This window comes from Bacteroides sp. RCH18, from assembly GCF_058231005.1.
Genome location: NZ_JBIPTC010000002.1, coordinates 905,759 through 923,924 on the forward strand (window position 1 = coordinate 905,759; position 18,166 = coordinate 923,924).

Here is an 18,166-nt window from a genome sequence, read left to right on the forward strand (position 1 = left end):
ATCATGAAAAGAAAATTTCAACATATAGCTTATTTACTGATGGTTGCAGCAGTGATTACTTCCTGTGGAGAGAAGAAGCAAACATCCGAATTCCCCGATTGGGCATGGGCGGATTTTCAACGTCCGGAAGGTATTAACCCAATTGTCTCTCCTGATACCACTACTGTTTTTTATTGCCCAATGAGGCAGGATTCGGTAGCATGGGAATCTAGTGATACTTTTAATCCGGCTGCTACAATTTATGATGGTAAAGTGGTTGTGCTTTACCGGGCTGAAGATAATTCGGCGGTAGGAATTGGTTCACGCACTTCTCGCTTAGGCTATGCTTATTCTGATGATGGTTTGCATTTTAACCGGATGACTGTTCCTGTATTTTATCCGGCAGATGATAACCAGAAAGAATTGGAATGGCCAGGGGGGTGTGAAGATCCGCGAGTTGCTGTGACAGAGGATGGCCTTTATGTAATGCTTTATACACAATGGAATCGTAAGCAGGCCCGTCTTGCCGTAGCTACTTCTCGTGATCTTCAGATATGGGAAAAGTATGGTCCGGCTTTTGCAAAAGCATATGGCGGACGTTTTTTTGATGAATTTTCCAAATCAGCTTCTATTGTCACAAAATTGGTAGATGGCAAACAAGTGATTGCTAAAATTGATGGAAAATATTGGATGTATTGGGGAGAAAAGTTTGTGAACGTAGCTACTTCCACAGATTTGATTAATTGGGAACCGATGCTTGATGAAAAAGGAGACTTTCTAAAAGTAATTACTCCTCGTGAAGGTAAATTTGATAGTGACCTGACAGAGTGTGGTCCACCTGCAATTATGACTGATAAAGGTATTTTATTACTTTATAATGGTAAGAATAAGTCAGGTGCAGAGGGTGATACATTGTATACTGCTAATTCTTATTGTGCTGGGCAAGCATTATTCGATGCTAAAGATCCGACTAAATTGATTGACCGATTGGATAAACCATTCTATATTCCGGAATCAGATTTTGAGAAGAGCGGACAATATCCCGCGGGAACAGTATTTATAGAAGGTTTAGTATTCCATAATCAGAAATGGTACTTATATTATGGTTGTGCAGATTCACGTGTAGCAGTTGCTGTGTATGATCCTTTTAAGAAATAAAATGCAATGAAAAAGATAGGACTCTTTTTGTTTGGTATTTGTTTTGCATTGCAAATGGTGGCACAAGAACAAAACTACTTCACAAATCCTGTTATTCGGGGAGATGTACCCGATCCTTCCGTCATTCGGATTGAAGATACATATTATGCTACGGGTACCTCTTCGGAATGGGCGCCTTTTTATCCAATGTTTACCTCGAAGGATCTGGTAAACTGGAAACAGGTAGGGCATGTTTTTACCAAGCAACCGTCCTGGACTTCTAATTCATTTTGGGCACCAGAATTGTTTTATCATAATAATAAAGTTTACTGTTATTATACTGCCCGCCAAAAAAGTACCGGGATATCATATATCGGAGTAGCTACGTCTGATTCTCCTTTACATGAATTTATCGATCATGGTCCGATTGTAGAGTATGGAAAGGAAGCTATCGATGCATTTATTTATGATGATAACGGGCAGTTGTATATCAGTTGGAAAGCTTATGGTTTGGATACGCGTCCGATAGAATTGTTAGGATGTAAACTGTCCGCTGATGGTTTGCATTTGGATGGTGAACCTTTTACTCTTTTAGTAGATGAAAAGGGAATCGGTATGGAAGGACAGTACCATTTTAAAGAAGGCGACTACTATTATATAGTATACGCTGCCCATGGATGTTGTGGTCCTTCTAGTGACTATGATGTGTATGTAGCACGTGCAAGGAATTATGGTGGACCTTATGAAAAATATTCTGGAAACCCCATTCTTCACGGCGGAGAAGGAGATTATAAATCATGTGGTCATGGTACTGTGGTGAGAACATCTGATGGTCGTATGTTTTATATGTGTCACGCTTATTTGAAGGGAGATGGTTTCTTTACCGGGCGTCAACCGATTTTGCAAGAAATGGAAATGACGGATGATCATTGGGTGCGTTTCAAGACTGGGAATTTGGCTATAGCTGAACAGCCTATACCTTTTGTCGGTACAAAGCAAGAGCCTCTCTCTGATTTTGAAGATAATTTTAAAGGGAATCAATTGAAAGTTGATTGGACGTGGAATTATCCTTATTCAGATATACACGCTGTGCTAAAGAAAGGAAAGTTATTTTTATCCGGTACTCCAAAGAATAACAATAAATATGGTACAGCATTATGTTTACGTCCTCAATCTCCACAGTATAGCTGTGAGACGAAAGTAATAAACACAGGCAAAGGGCTGAAAGGATTGACCTTGTATGGCGATGATAAAAACCTGATTGCTTGGGGAATTGAAGGAGATAAACTTATTTTGAAAGTGGTGAAAGACGATATTGAGTCAGTACTTTATGATTCAGCTTTTGCAAGTAAAGAGATATATTTGAAATTGGAAGTTGAACAGGGGTGTATATTCCACTTTTATAAAAGTCTGGATGGAAAAACATGGCAATCTGTGCAGAATACCCCTTTCAAGGGTAAATCCTTGATTCGTTGGGATAGAGTGCAGCGTCCGGGATTACTACATTATGGAGATAAGGATGTACCGGCAGAGTTTTCTTATTTTAAAATGAAGAATTTAAAATAAAAAGAAAGCAGATGGTGATAAAATTTTTAGTTTATACTATTAAATTATCCCTCATAGTAGATTAACAGTATTTGTAAAATATAGATTGATAACATGAAAAAGTTTTTAGTATTAGTTGCAGCAGTTTGCATGGCATATACTACTGCGTTTGCTCAGACCGTGAAACCTTTTAAGGAAGGTGACAGAGCTGTGTTTTTAGGAAATAGTATTACGGATGGTGGTCGTTACCATTCATTTATCTGGTTGTATTACATGACCCGCTTCCCGAATATGCCTATTCGTGTATTCAATGGAGGTATTGGTGGTGATACAGCGTATGATATGAATAAACGTTTGGATGGTGACATTTTTAGCAAAAATCCTACTGTATTGATGGTGACTTTCGGTATGAATGATTCCGGTTATTATGAATATAATGGTGATAATGCGAAAGAATTTGGTGAACAGAAGTATCAGGAAAGCATCAAGAACTTCCAGCAGATGGAAAAACGTTTCAAGGAGTTGCCACATACTCGTATCGTAATGACGGGAACTTCTCCTTATGATGAAACTGCGCAAATAAAGGATAATACGGTCTTTAAGAAAAAAAATGAGACTATTAAGAGAATTATAGAATATCAAAGAGAATCTGCTGCAAGAAATGGTTGGGAATTTACAGATTGGAATGCGCCTATGGTAGCTATAAATCAGGAACTTCAACAAAAAGATCCTAGTTTTACTCTTTGTGGTAACGATCGTATCCATCCGGACAATGACGGTCATATGGTGATGGCTTATCTTTTCTTGAAAGCACAAGGTTTTGCTGGTAAAGATGTGGCCAACATGGAAATCAATGCAAATAAGAAGCAAGCAGTGAAGGCAGAAGGTTGTACCATCTCAAATATTAAGAAAATAGGTAAAGATATTAGTTTTGATTATCTGGCAGAGGCGTTACCATATCCTTTGGATACTATTGCACGAGGCTGGGGTTCTAAGAAGAGTCAGGCAGAAGTTATAAAAGAAGTTCCTTTTATGGAAGAGATGAATACTGAGTTGCTGAAAGTTACCGGTTTGAAGGGGCAATATAAACTGTTGATTGACGATCAGGAAATAGGAACCTGGGATGCTGCTGATTTGGCAAAGGGTATAAATTTAGCTGCAGAATCTAAAACTCCACAATACCAGCAGGCATTAACTATCATGCACCTCAATGAGTATCGTTGGGAACTTGAAAGAACATTTAGAGAATATGCGTGGTGCCAGTTTGGTTTCTTTCAACAAAAAGGCTTATTGTTTGCTAATGACAGAAAGGCTATTGAAGTGATGGATGAAAATGTAGAGAAGAACATGTGGTTGAAAGGACGTCGGGATCTTTATTCAAAGATGATGTTTAAAGAAATTCGCGACGCACGTGAACAAGAGATGGATGTTCTGATTTCCAAGATCTACGAAATCAACAAGCCAGTAGTAAGAAAGATTGTTCTGAGAAAAATATAATATTTCTTTAGATAAGAAAGGTTTGAATTGGTGTATGGTGGTGCCGGCTAATAGTCGGCACCTTTTTTATGTATGATATTCGATTTAATTTCTTTTCCAGAAGTCCGAACTGAACAGCAACAATACCGTAAATAACTCCAGACGTCCGAGAAGCATCAGAAAGGAGAGCAACCATTTGGCTGCATCAGGCAATTCACTCCATGAGAAGGCAGGGCCACACGTGCCGAGTCCCGGTCCCATGTTTCCTATACTTGATATGACCGTTCCGATAGATTCGAGAAATCCCACTCCGAAGCCCATCATGACAAGAATGCTGATAATGGCGATGATTGCATACAAAAATGTAAATGCCAGTACGGTAGACTGGATAGAGGGGGAGATCACCTGTTTATTCACCCGTACGGGCAATACTGCATTGGGATGCAGAATATGTTTAAATTCATTTTTGGCAACTTTGAAGAGGATAACCATGCGGATACATTTGATACCACCTGTCGTACTGCCTGCGCAAGCGCCCATTATCATAACGATAAGAAGACAGCCCCAGAGAATGGAAGGCCAGAGCATATAGTCGGCAGTGGCAAAACCGGTTGAAGTCTGTAGGGAGATTACTTGGAACAGAGATTTACGGAATGCCTCTTCCGCTCCCATCGAACTGGTCTGATAAAGCCAGACTGCTATGAAAATCGTGAAAAAGGCAACAGACATAAAATAAAACTTCAGCTCGGCATCATGGATAAACTTCTTTATTTTTCCATTGAACATCAGCAATAATAGCGTGAAGTTGACTCCCGAGAGGAACATGAAAACAGATATTACATAGTCTATGTAAGGCGAGTGGTAATATTCGATACTTGTCTGCTTGGTGGAGAACCCACCTGTACTGGTCGTGGTGAAAGCGTGGCAGATACTGTCGAAAAGTCCCATGCCCCCGAATACCAGTAATATAATCAATGTCCCCGTCATACCGGCATAGATGCCCCAGATCCATTTGGCGGTAACACCAATACGGGGATGTACTTTGTCATGAGTCGGCCCGCTGGCTTCGGCGGCAAATACTTGAATACCTCCCATACCAAAAATCGGAAGGACGGCAATCGTAAAGAATACAATTCCCAGGCCACCAATCCACTGAGTCATTGCCCGCCAGAAAAGAATTCCGTGAGGCATAGATTCTATATTATTCATGATGGTGGCACCGGTACTGCTGAAGCCGGACATTGTCTCGAAGAAGGCATCGGTGAGACTTGGAATATACCCGCCTATATAATAGGGCAACATTCCAAAAAAGGAGAAAGCGATCCAGGCTACACTGACAATCACATATCCGTCGCGGCGGTTGAGTGACTTCTCGGCCCCTCTTCCGATAGCAAGCATAATCACACCTACAAAGGCCGTGATAGCTGATGAAAGCAGAAAACTGTTTAAATCATCTTCCTTGTAAAATAGTGAAACACCACCGCAACACATTAACATAGCCGTTTCTATCAGTAACAGAAACCCCATGATGCGATATATCATCCTCGAATTAATCATATCTCTAACTAATAGGTAATAGGTAATAAGTAATAAGTATTAAGTAATAGGTATTAAGTATTATGCGCCAAGTATCAGATATAATGTCAAGTACAAGCAGCTACGGTTATTACCTATTACCTAATACCTATTACTTAATTAAAGAACTTCTCAATCTTCTTGATCATCATACTCAGGCAGAATACAACGACATGGTCTCCGGGACGAATCAGCGTATCTCCGGTTACGAGCACTCCTTCGCCGTTGCGGATCATACCTCCGATGGTTGTTCCTTTGGGCAATCCCAGGTCCTTGATTAAGTTTTTAGTAATCTTTGCTCCGGCGGGTACGGTAAATTCAGCCACATCGGCGTTGGCAAACGTCAGGCATTTGACATTGGATACGTCGGCATCCAGCATCATCTGATAAATGTGGCTGGCGGCAATCATTTTCTTATTGATGACCGTGCCTATATCGAGACTTTCCGCCATGCCGATATAGTCGATATTCTCTACTTCCGCTACCGTCTTTTCCACTCCCATACGTTTGGCGGCGAGACAGGCGAGGATGTTCGTTTCCGAATTGTCCGTCAAGGCGACAAATGCTTCGGTATTCTTTAAACCTTCTTCGATGAGCAGGTCCATATCACGACCGTCGCCGTTGATGATCATGGTTTTGTCGTCCAATAATTCAGTCAGCCGGTTGCAACGATTGATGTCGTTATCTACAATTTTCACCTGCATATAATCCGGCACGTACTGGGCGGTACGGACGGCGATACGGCTTCCGCCCATGATCATGACGTTGCGTACATCGGCATAATCCTCCTTACCGGCTATTTTCCGGATATAAGGAATATATTTGCGTGTAGTGGTGAAATAAACAATATCGTGCAGTTTGATGACATCGTCTCCGCGCGGAATGATGGTTTCCGTTCCGCGTTTGATGGCTACCACGTGGTAAGGGATGTCCGGCGCACCCAGTTGATGGAGGGGAATATTCAGTATTTCCGCTTTTTCGCGCATCTTGGTACCGATCAGTATCAAGGCGCCTCCACAGAATTCCCACCATTGGCGTACCCAGCTCATACGCATGGAAGATACGATTTCTTTGGCAGCAAGCATTTCCGGATAGATCAATGAGTCTACACCCAATTTCCGGAAGAATTCCTTGTTTTTGGGCAGAAGATATTCGTAGTTGTCGATGCGGGCGACAGTCTTTTTGGCACCCAGATTGGTGGCTAGCATACAGGCAGTCATATTCCGGCTTTCGTCGGGGGTGACTGCGATGAACAAGTCCGCTTCTTTCACGCCTACCTCTTTCAGTCCCGAGATGGAAGAAGGAGAAGCCGTGACAGTCAACAAATCGAAGTTGGCGCTGAGGGCACTTAGTTTTTCTTCGTCATCGTCCATCAGGATAATGTCCTGTTTTTCCCGGGACAATAATTTAGCCAGGTGGGTGCCTACGTTTCCGGCACCTGCGATAATTATCTTCATCTTCAGTTAGTTAATTCTTTTATTTTGCTCATGTCGGGCAGAAGTTCACATTGCTTCAGCAATTCTTTTGTCAGGCTGTCTTCATCCATTCCGCAGAGCTGATATAACTCGGCTACCGTGCCGTGTTGCACGAATTTATCCGGAATTCCGATGCGTTTGACTGTCGGGGTATATTCATGGTCGGCCATGAATTCAAGTACGGCACTTCCCATTCCTCCCTGAATCGTTCCGTCTTCTATGGTGACGATGTGGCGGAATGTGCGGCCCACTTCGTGCAGCAGTTCTTCGTCCAGCGGTTTGAGGAATCTCAAATCATAGTGGGCGATGCTTCTTCCCGATTCGGACTCGGCACGGGCGATGGCACTCCTTGCTTTATTTCCGATAGGTCCTATGCTGATGACAGCTATATCTTTTCCGTCCTTCAATTTCCGTCCTTTGCCTACAGGAATTTCTTCAAGCGGGCATTTCCAGTCCACCAATACGCCACGGCCACGCGGATAGCGGAGTACGAACGGACCTTTATCCGGCAGTTGTGCCGTGTACATCAGCCGTCGCAGCTCATGCTCATTCATGGGGGAGGCGATGGTCAGATTAGGTATCGGACGCAGATAAGCCATGTCGAACGCACCGTGGTGTGTCGGACCGTCTTCGCCTACCAGTCCGGCACGGTCGAGACAGAGAACTACGGGAAGATTCTGAATAGCCACATCATGGATCATATTGTCATAAGCCCGTTGCATGAACGATGAATAGATGTTGCAGAAAGGCTGCAAGCCATCCTTTGCCATTCCTCCGGAGAAGGTGACGGCGTGGCCTTCGGCGATACCCACGTCGAAAGCCCGCTTGGGCATTTTGGACATGAGGATGTTCATCGAACAGCCGGAAGGCATGGCGGGAGTCACACCTACGATCCTTGGGTTGGCTTCCGCCAGTTCCACCAGTGTATTTCCGAAAACGTCTTGGAACAGGGGAGGCATTCCTTCCGTATTGACTACGAAACGCTCTCCGGTGACGGGATCGAACTTGCCGGGAGCGTGCCATTCGGTGGCGTGTTTCTCGGCAGGGGCGAAGCCTTTTCCTTTGATCGTGTGGAGATGCAGTATTTTGGGACCTTTGAGGTCTTTAATGTCACGCAATACCCTCGAAAGGTTCTTTATGTCATGGCCATTGATAGGACCGAAGTAGCGGATATTCATTCCTTCGAATATATTCTGTTGCTGGGCGGCCATTGACTTCAGACTGTTGCCGAAGCGGATCAGTGCCTTGCGACGTTCATCGTTCAGGATGCCGAGCTTGAACAACAGGCGGGAAGCCTTGAAACGCAGTTGGTTGTAGCGGTTCGAGGTTGTCAGGTTGAACAGGTATTGTTTCATACCGCCGACACTGCGGTCGATAGCCATGTCGTTATCATTCAGGATAATAAGCAGGTTGTTCGGGGTGGTAGAAGAATTGTTCAATCCTTCAAAAGCCAGTCCTCCGCTCATCGAACCGTCTCCGATGATAGCTATCACATGACGTTGGTCGTCTCCCTTCTTGGCGGCGGCGACAGCCATGCCGAGGGCTGCGGAGATCGAATTGGAAGCGTGTCCGCAGGTAAATGTATCGTATTCGCTCTCTTCGGGAGAAGGGAAGGGGCGAATACCTCCCAGTTTCCGGTTGGTGGAGAATGCTTCACGCCGTCCTGTGAGGATTTTGTGGCCGTATGCCTGATGTCCTACGTCCCATACAATACGGTCATAAGGTGTATTGTAGACGTAGTGCAGGGCTACGGTCAGTTCCACTGTTCCGAGGCTGGCAGCGAAGTGCCCCGGATTGCAGGAGAGTTCTTTAATAATGTCTTGCCTTAATTCATCGCATACTTCCGGCAGTTGGTCTACTTCCAGACGGCGCAGATCATCGGGGCTGTTGATTGAGTTTAGCAAGTTATATATCGGTTCATTCTTCATGATTCGAGAAAATTTGGTGCAAAAATACGAAAAAGAAAGCGGAAGCCCTTTCTTTTTACCTAAATTCTTATTGTTAAAGCGAAGTACGAGGGTGGAATGGCATTCGGTCGTTGGTATATTGAGGTATGTGCCGTCGGGTTCCCGGAAGAACTGTAACTTTCTTTTTATTATGTGAAATGTGGATTAATATTACTAATCAAATGAAATCTCTATTAGGAAAATAAAAGTTGCATGAAAAAAGAGAACATGAACTTGCAGAAACGTTCGTATCGTTATTAATAAATTTGATGATCGTTTATTATAGACGTGTCTTCCGTTTATTAGAAACTCTAAAATGAGATTTTGTAGAAAAAAGATTGAATTAATTCAACAAAAAAAGGCTGCAAACTTCATAGAGCTTGCAGCCTTTGGGTTATATCAATCGTCTTATTCCTTAGTGTAATGAGAAGGAATAAGCTGTATTTGTTGTAATATGATACTGTATTTTATCCATGTTTTCTATTCTTTTATATCCGTTATTCATTGATTTTCGGTTTTCGGTCTACAAATATACAACATAAAAAGCCATTTGTCAAGCCTTGAATAGATTTGCGATTAAAATAAAGCGGAATATCGTATCTTTGTCGTACTTTTGCAAGAGAGAAACAATCGAAAGAAGGAGAATATATGGATTTTCAAACAAAGGTAGAACTACCGGCGGGCTTGCCGCCTGTCAGTCATGCGGAACGGATTCTTTTGATGGGGTCTTGTTTTGCAGAGAACATGGGCAGGTTGCTGGCAGAAAATAAGTTTCGCGTTGACATGAATCCTTTCGGGATTCTCTATAATCCGCTGTCGGTCTCTACGGCTTTGGTGGAGATATTGAAGGGGAAGGTGTATCAGGAGAAAGACTTATTCCTATATAAGGAGTGCTGGCATAGTCCGATGCATCATGGTTTGTTCTCTGCGTCATCGCCGGAGGAAGTACTTGAAAAGATAAACACTCGCTTGTCGCAGGCCCACCGTTCGGTCCACGAACTTGACTGGCTGATGCTGACTTTCGGCACTGCCTATGTATATGAACAGAAAGAAACAAGGCAGGTAGTCTCCAATTGCCATAAACTGCCGGAGAACTGCTTCAACCGCCGGATTCTTTCGGTAGATGAGATCGTGAACGAATATACTTCGTTGATTACCAGTATGGTGGCGCGCAACTCTCGCTTGAAGGTCTTGTTCACGGTCAGCCCTATCCGGCATATACGTGACGGGATGCATGCTAACCAGTTGAGTAAATCAACCTTATTGCTTGCCATCGACCGCTTGCAACAGCTCTTTCCGGATCATGTGTTCTACTTTCCTTCTTATGAGATCGTTTTGGATGAATTGCGTGATTATCGTTTTTATGCCGATGACATGCTCCATCCGTCTCCGTTGGCTGTCCGTTATTTGTGGGAACGCTTTTCAGAGGCCTTCTTTTCTGCCGAAACGAAGCAGGTGATCACTGCCATAGAAGATATTATTAAAGACTTGTCACACAAGCCTTTTCATCCGGAGTCGGAAACGTATCAACGCTTTTTAGGACAAATAGTGTTAAAAATCGAACGACTTAACGGAAAATACCCGTACTTAGACTTTCAAAAAGAAACAGAACTATGTCATATACGATTGAATCCATAGCCGAATATATCGGTGCACGCCGTGTCGGAGAGCATGAAGCGACGATTGATTGGCTACTTACAGATAGCCGCTCTTTGAGCTTTCCGGAAGAAACCCTTTTCTTTGCTTTGCCCACCAAACGTAATAATGGTGCACGCTATATCTCCGAACTATATGATCGGGGAGTGCGCAACTTCGTGGTTACGGAAGAAGACTTTAAGAAAATGGAGAATGGAGAATGGAAAATGGAGAATGCTATGCAGGAGGATGGTGCGCAGCCTACTCCCAACTCTCAACTCTCCATTCTTGATTTCTCCAATTTCTTGATCGTGGCGAATCCTTTGAAGGCTTTGCAGAAACTGGCCGAGGTTCATCGGGAGAATTTCAAGATTCCGGTAATCGGTATCACGGGCAGTAATGGAAAGACCATTGTGAAAGAGTGGTTGCATCAATTATTGAGTCCGGACCGCTGCATTGTCCGTTCGCCCCGCAGTTATAATTCTCAGATCGGCGTTCCCTTGTCCGTCTGGCAACTGAATGAAGAAGCCGAATTGGGTATTTTCGAAGCCGGTATCTCCGAAATGGGGGAGATGGGGGCCTTGAAGCGCATGATTAAACCGACTATCGGTATTCTGACTAATATAGGCGGTGCCCATCAGGAGAATTTCTTCTCATTGCAGGAGAAATGTATGGAGAAGCTGACACTCTTTAAAGATTGCGATGTGGTGATCTATAATGGAGATAACGAGCTGATCAGTAATTGTGTGGCAAAGTCGATGCTGACAGCCCGTGAGATTGCATGGAGCTGCAAGGATATCGAGCGCCCTCTTTATATCAGCAAGGTGACAAAGAAAGAAGACCATACTGTGATTGCTTACCGCTATCTGGATATGGATAATATCTTCTGTATTCCTTTTATAGACGATGCTTCCATCGAAAATGCGTTGAACTGCCTGGCAGCCTGTCTTTATCTGATGACTCCTGCCGATCAGATTACCGAACGGATGGCACGGCTCGAACCGATCGCCATGCGCCTGGAAGTAAAAGAAGGCAAGAATAATTGTATACTCATCAACGATAGCTACAATTCGGACTTGGCTTCTTTGGATATAGCACTGGATTTCCTGGTACGCCGTTCGGAAAAGAAAGGACTGAAACGGACACTTATCTTATCGGATATTTTGGAGACAGGGCAAAGTACGGCTACGCTTTACCGCCGGGTGGCACAACTGATAAAGAGTCGGGGCATCAACAAGCTGATCGGTGTAGGAGCGGAGATTTCTTCGTGTGCCGCTCGCTTCGAAGGTACGCCGGAACGATACTTCTTCCCCGATACAGACGCCTTGCTAAGATCGGGCATTTTCAAATCCCTTCACTCGGAAGTCATTCTGATAAAAGGTTCCCGCGTATTCAACTTTGATCTGGTATCGGAAGAGCTGGAACTGAAAGTGCATGAAACGATTCTGGAAGTGAACTTGGGTGCGATGGTTGCCAATCTGAATCACTATCGCTCCATGCTCCGCCATCCGGAGACGAAAATGATCTGTATGGTGAAGGCTGCTGCCTACGGAGCCGGATCATACGAGATTGCCAAAACATTGCAGGAGCATCATGTGGATTACCTTGCTGTAGCCGTTGCCGACGAAGGCTCCGAACTGCGTAAAGCGGGCATCACCTCCTCCATTATCATCATGGACCCCGAACTGACATCGTTCAAAACGATGTTCGATTATAAACTCGAACCGGAAGTGTACAACTTCCATTTGCTGGACGCACTGATTAAGGCGGCCGAGAAAGAAGGAATCACCAACTTCCCGATTCATGTCAAACTGGATACGGGTATGCACCGTCTTGGTTTTTCCGTCGATGAAATTCCGTTGTTGATCCGTCGTCTGAAAAGTCAGAATGCGGTTATTCCCCGATCGGTATTCTCACATTTTGTGGGAAGTGATTCGGCGCAATTCGACTTCTTCACCCGCCAGCAGATTGAACTGTTCGAGAAAGGTTCGCAGGAATTGCAGGAAGCCTTCTCACACAAGATTCTGCGTCACATCTGCAATACAGCCGGCATCGAACGTTTCCCTGGTGCGCAGTTTGATATGGTGCGCTTGGGAATAGGACTCTATGGGGTAAGCCCGATCGACAATTCGATTATCAATAATGTAAGCACGCTTAAGACTACGATTCTTCAGATTCGGGACGTGCCCGGAGAAGATACGGTAGGCTATAGCCGGATGGGACATCTGACGCGTCCTTCCCGCATTGCGGCAATTCCTATCGGGTATGCCGATGGCTTGAACCGCCATCTGGGACGTGGCAATGCTTACTGTTTGGTGAATGGCAAGAAAGCTCCCTATGTAGGAAATATCTGTATGGATGTCTGTATGATTGACGTGACGGATATCGATTGCAGGGAAGGGGACAAAGCTGTTATCTTTGGTGACGACCTGCCGATAACCACACTTTCGGATAAGTTGGGGACGATCCCTTACGAAGTGCTGACCAGCATCTCGAACCGTGTGAAGCGAGTCTACTATCAGGACTAAAGCACAGGCGGTAAAAACAGAATTATATGTAGTAGAATAGTGAATGGAAGACTATAAAGGTTAACGATGGGTAAATGGGCGGTAAATGATAACGGGTATACTTAAATTATTTCCCGTTTCCCGTTTATAGTTTCCTGTTTTTCTTTTATAGTCTGCCGTTTTTCTTTATATTTGCACCAACTAATAAACCTCTATAATTAATAAACATATGACAAACTTATTATTATTAGGCTTTTTGCCTAGTGGCTCTGAATGGATCATTATTGCTCTTGTTATTCTTCTCCTTTTCGGTGGTAAGAAGATACCCGAATTGATGCGTGGCTTAGGCAAAGGAGTAAAGAGCTTTAAAGATGGTGTGAACGAGGCAAAAGAAGAAATCAATAAGGCAAAAGACGAAATCGACGCACCGGCAGATTCAGCTAAGAAATAATAAGCAATGGCAGAAATGACCTTCTGGGATCATTTGGATGAGTTGCGTCGGGTACTTTTTCGTGTTATCGGAGTCTGGTTTGTATTGGCAATCGGCTATTTCGTAGCGATGCCTTATTTGTTCGACCATGTAATACTGGCGCCTTGCCATAATGATTTTGTATTTTACGACTTACTACGCTTTATCGGTCAGAAATTCGATTTGACTGATGAATTTTTTACGCAGGAGTTTAAGGTGAAGCTTGTCAATATCAATTTGGCAGCTCCTTTCTTTATACATATGTCGACAGCTTTCTGGATGTCGGTAGTGACGGCTATGCCCTATATTTTCTTTGAAGTCTGGCGTTTTATTAATCCGGCCCTTTATCCGAATGAGCGGAAAGGGGTGAGGAAAGCGTTGACCATAGGAACCGGTATGTTCTTTATCGGCGTACTTATGGGATACTTTATGGTATATCCGCTGACACTCCGTTTCCTCTCTACCTATCAGCTGAGTTCGGAAGTCGAGAACATTCTGTCGCTCAATTCGTATATCGATAACTTTATGATGCTGATTCTCTGTATGGGACTAGCTTTTGAACTTCCGCTGGTGACTTGGTTGTTGTCTTTGCTGGGAGTCGTCAACAAGTCTTTCCTGCGCAAATATCGCCGTCACGCAGTTGTCATTATCGTAATAGCTGCCGCTATCATCACTCCGACGGGCGATCCGTTCACACTGAGTGTTGTGGCTATTCCGCTTTATCTGCTCTACGAAATGAGTATTCTGATGATAAAGGATAAGAAGGAAGTTCCTGAGTTGGAAGAAGAGGAAGAAGAAGGCGTGGCAAAAGTCTGATAAGCCAATTATTTATCGTTCGTTTCCCCAAGTGTGTGTCAAAAATCAATAATAACTCAATTAAGGCTGACTTTTGACACACCCTCGTAACTTTTATCATATCCCTTTTGTCGTATGGAAAATGAAGGAAGAGAATCTTATGAAATCCTTTTAGCCGTTTGTAAGGCAGATCATTTGCAGCTGACTGTCGGCTACAAACAGATGCGCGACTTGCTGGAAAGGCTTTGCCGCCTACATATGCACAACGGTAGTCTGCAGATGACCGATCTTTCCGCACGAATTAGTTTTGTAGCGGCTAAAGTAGGGCTTTCTGTAGCGGAGCAAAACAGGCTGCATACCTTCCGACTGACCTCCAATGCTATTCTGAACCGACAACAGGAACCTACCCGCGAACACCTTCTGCGGGATGCGAAAACGCTGGCTTTCTTCATCCGTAAACTTTTTGAGGAAGATATTCCAGAGGAGCTGTATCGTTTGCTTCCCCGGACGGATGCAACTTATATCGTGGCTCCTCCGGCACACAAGCAGGTGCAGCGGATGCGCGTCTGTTTCCAATATTCCGACGAGCGGTATCTGTATGTGACTCCTTTGGATGAAATAGCCGACGAACCATTACGTGTCCGTTACAATATACCTCAGATCAATGAAGAATTTGCGGAAACCTGTCAGTTGCTCTGGCGCCATGCACAACTCAACTTGCTGGATGTCGCTGTTGACGAAGCAGGAATTCTGACCCCTTCGTTCATTGTCCTTGAACCTGATTATCTGATTGATATCAGTTCATTGGCAGAATGTTACCGGGACTATGGACATCATCCGGCAAACTATTTCCTTTCCCGTCTTCAGCCGATAGAGAATGCACGCCCGTTGCTTTTAGGAAATATAGCCAACCTTTTCCTCGATGAGTGGATACATACGGAAGGGGAGGTGGATTATCTGAAATGTATGCAGAAAGCTTTCCGGCGTTATCCGATTGAACTGGCTGCTTGTGCCGACCTACGTGATCGGGAGAAGGAACGTCAGTTCTTTGATGACTGCAAACTTCACTTCGACCATATCCGCGAGACGGTGAATGATACTTTTCATGCCGCCGGCTACGAACTGGACAAGACGGATGCCGTGCTCGAACCTTCTTATATATGTGAAGCGCTCGGCCTGCAAGGGCGACTCGACTATATGCAGCGCGATATGTCTTCTTTCATCGAAATGAAATCGGGAAAGGCTGACGAATATGCGATTCGCGGAAAAGTGGAACCGAAAGAGAATAATAAGGTGCAGATGCTGCTTTATCAGGCAGTTCTGCAATATTCGATGGGGATGGATCACCGGAAGGTAAAGGCTTATCTGCTCTATACACGCTATCCGTTGCTTTATCCTTCCCGTCCTTCATGGGCAATGGTCCGCCGTGTGATCGATCTGCGTAACCGGATTGTAGCGGATGAATATGGCATCCAGTTGCGGAACAGCCTGGAATATACGGCACAGAAACTGGAAGAAATAAAAGCCTCGGTACTAAACGAGCGGGGATTGTCGGGACGTTTTTGGGAGACGTATCTGCGTCCTTCTATCGATAATTTTCAGGAGAAGTTGAAGTCCCTCTCCGCTTTAGAGAAAAACTACTTCTATGCACTCTATAATTTTATAACGAAGGAACTTTATACGTCCAAGTCCGGTGATGTGGATTATGAGGGACGTACAGGAGCCGCTTCTTTATGGCTTTCCACTCTGGCGGAGAAATGCGAATCGGGGGAGATCATCTATGATTTAAGAATTGAAGAGAATCACGCAGCCGACGAACATAAATCCCATCTGTTGCTGGTGCCGTCCGGAGAACTTCAGAGAACGGTGGCGGATGATGCGCAACACACCCTCCCTAACTTCCGTCAGGGCGATGCCATCGTGCTTTACGAACGGAATGCGGATACGGATAACGTCACCAACAAGATGGTATTCAAAGGCAATATCGACTATCTGAACGAGAATGAAATCTGCATCCGTCTTCGTGCTACCCAGCAGAATTCTTCCGTACTTCCGTCTGATAGCCTCTATGCTATTGAGCACGATGCGATGGATACTACTTTCCGTAGCATGTACCAGGGACTTTATGCTTTTATGTCTGCTACAAAAGAGCGTCGTGATTTGCTGCTCTCTCAACGGGAACCGCGATTTGATGCGGCATTGGATAAGCAGATAACCAAAGCTGCCGATGACTTTACCCGCATTGCCTTAAAAGCAAAAGCAGCAAAGGACTATTTTCTGCTGGTAGGGCCTCCGGGAACCGGTAAAACGTCTTGTGCACTGAAGAAGATGGTCGAAACCTTTTATAAAGAGGAAGGAGCCCAGATTTTATTGCTCTCATATACTAACCGTGCGGTGGATGAAATCTGTAAAGCACTTTCTTCCATTCGTCCGAAAGTAGATTTCATTCGTGTGGGAAGCGAGCTATCGTGTGACGAGAACTATCGGGAGCATTTGATTGAGAATGAACTTGCTACCTGTATGCGTCGTACAGAGGTTTACGAACGTATTAACCGCTGTCGTATATTAGTCGGTACAGTAGCGTCTATCTCCGGCAAACCGGAACTTTTCCGATTGAAGCATTTCGATGTGGCTATTGTGGATGAGGCTACTCAGATACTGGAACCGCAGTTGCTGGGTATACTTTGTGCCAAAGGAGAAAACGGGAAAGAGGGCGTTGGCAAATTTATCCTGATAGGCGATCATAAACAACTTCCGGCTGTCGTCTTGCAGAATTCGGAGCAATCGGAAGTATACGATGAAGCCCTGTCTGCTGTCGGACTGAAGAACTTGAAAGATTCTCTGTTTGAAAGACTGTATCGCACAGCCCGTCAGCATACCGATGCCCATCGTACTTACGATATGCTCTGCCGTCAGGGACGTATGCACCCCGAAGTGGCTCTGTTCGCCAATCAAGCTTTCTATGAAGGTCGGCTGCTGCCTGTCGGACTGCCGCATCAACTGGAAGATTCCGGAAATATCAACCGGCTGTCTTTTTATCCTTCGCAGCCCGAACCGGTGGGTTCTTCTGCTAAAACAAACCATTCGGAAGCAAAGATTGCCGCCCGTCTGGCCGCAACTATCTATAAAGAACACTCAGAGGCATTTGATGCCTCCCGCACATTGGGGATTATTACTCCATATCGTAGTCAGATAGCTTTGATCAAGAAGGAAATAGAAGCTCTCGGCATTCCCGAACTGAATCAGATATTGATTGATACTGTAGAACGTTTTCAGGGAAGTGAACGCGATGTGATTATTTATTCATTCTGTGTGAACTATCCGTATCAGTTGAAATTCCTTTCCAATCTGACAGAAGAAGACGGAATTCTGATTGACCGGAAACTGAATGTTGCCTTGACACGTGCAAGAAAACAGATGCTGCTGACAGGTGTGCCGGCGCTGCTGGAGCGTAATCCACTCTATAAAAGTTTATTAAAATTAATAGAGAGCCTCCGGAATATTGCATAATTTTTGCAGACGTTAGTTTTTATTCTCTCTTTATGCAATTCATTAACACCTATTTATTGAACAAACCCCTATCTTTGCAATACGTTTTTTTCATAGAGATTTAGATTTAAGGTTAGA

The 18,166-nt window shown here is 44.3% G+C and carries 11 protein-coding genes; 8 read left to right on the plus strand and 3 right to left on the minus strand.

Annotated elements, in window-relative coordinates:
• The first annotated feature begins 3 nt into the window (after positions 1-3).
• From ACHLI0_RS18860 to ACHLI0_RS18870, 3 genes are all read left to right on the plus strand, one after another.
• Complete coding sequence (locus ACHLI0_RS18860; protein ID WP_011109096.1) at positions 4-1,137, plus strand: beta-1,2-mannosidase; 1,134 nt, start codon at positions 4-6, stop codon at positions 1,135-1,137.
• A gap of 6 nt (positions 1,138-1,143) precedes the next feature.
• Positions 1,144-2,682 carry a family 43 glycosylhydrolase gene (locus ACHLI0_RS18865; RefSeq protein WP_055216632.1) on the plus strand — a complete coding sequence of 513 codons (1,539 nt, stop codon included), beginning with the start codon at positions 1,144-1,146 and terminating at the stop codon, positions 2,680-2,682.
• Positions 2,683-2,775: 93 nt separating this feature from the next.
• A complete protein-coding gene (locus ACHLI0_RS18870; protein ID WP_008760980.1) occupies positions 2,776-4,158 on the plus strand; it encodes an SGNH/GDSL hydrolase family protein in 1,383 nt (460 codons plus the stop codon).
• Between the two features lie 84 nt (positions 4,159-4,242).
• Here ACHLI0_RS18870 and ACHLI0_RS18875 read toward each other — a convergent pair whose 3' ends face one another.
• The 3 genes from ACHLI0_RS18875 to dxs form a co-directional block, all read right to left on the minus strand.
• The gene (locus ACHLI0_RS18875; protein ID WP_081030297.1) at positions 4,243-5,694 is read right to left on the minus strand and encodes a TrkH family potassium uptake protein; all 1,452 of its coding nucleotides are present in this window, start codon (positions 5,692-5,694) and stop codon (positions 4,243-4,245) included.
• Between the two features lie 134 nt (positions 5,695-5,828).
• Positions 5,829-7,169 carry a Trk system potassium transporter TrkA gene (trkA, locus tag ACHLI0_RS18880; protein ID WP_008764324.1) on the minus strand — a complete coding sequence of 447 codons (1,341 nt, stop codon included), beginning with the start codon at positions 7,167-7,169 and terminating at the stop codon, positions 5,829-5,831.
• Positions 7,170-7,171: 2 nt separating this feature from the next.
• Positions 7,172-9,115, minus strand: a complete 1,944-nt coding sequence (gene dxs / locus ACHLI0_RS18885; RefSeq protein WP_490749820.1) for a 1-deoxy-D-xylulose-5-phosphate synthase — start codon at positions 9,113-9,115, stop codon at positions 7,172-7,174.
• Positions 9,116-9,781: 666 nt separating this feature from the next.
• Between dxs and ACHLI0_RS18890 the strand changes: the two genes are divergently transcribed.
• The 5 genes from ACHLI0_RS18890 to ACHLI0_RS18910 all read left to right on the plus strand — a co-directional run bounded on the left by ACHLI0_RS18890 (position 9,782) and on the right by ACHLI0_RS18910 (position 18,049).
• Complete coding sequence (locus tag ACHLI0_RS18890) at positions 9,782-10,771, plus strand: GSCFA domain-containing protein (RefSeq protein ID WP_490749821.1); 990 nt, start codon at positions 9,782-9,784, stop codon at positions 10,769-10,771.
• Positions 10,747-13,296, plus strand: coding sequence for a bifunctional UDP-N-acetylmuramoyl-tripeptide:D-alanyl-D-alanine ligase/alanine racemase (locus tag ACHLI0_RS18895; protein WP_490749822.1), 2,550 nt, complete (start codon positions 10,747-10,749; stop codon positions 13,294-13,296). The genes ACHLI0_RS18890 and ACHLI0_RS18895 overlap by 25 nt, the downstream gene beginning before the upstream one ends.
• Positions 13,297-13,504: 208 nt before the next feature.
• Positions 13,505-13,726 (plus strand): Sec-independent protein translocase subunit TatA/TatB, encoded by a 222-nt coding sequence (locus ACHLI0_RS18900; protein ID WP_008760985.1) that lies wholly within the window; start codon positions 13,505-13,507, stop codon positions 13,724-13,726.
• 6 nt (positions 13,727-13,732) lie between these two features.
• Entirely contained in the window at positions 13,733-14,560 is an 828-nt protein-coding gene (gene tatC / locus ACHLI0_RS18905; protein ID WP_055216640.1) for a twin-arginine translocase subunit TatC, read from the plus strand.
• A gap of 114 nt (positions 14,561-14,674) precedes the next feature.
• Positions 14,675-18,049, plus strand: coding sequence for a DEAD/DEAH box helicase (locus ACHLI0_RS18910; RefSeq protein ID WP_490749823.1), 3,375 nt, complete (start codon positions 14,675-14,677; stop codon positions 18,047-18,049).
• The last annotated feature ends 117 nt before the right edge of the window (positions 18,050-18,166 follow it).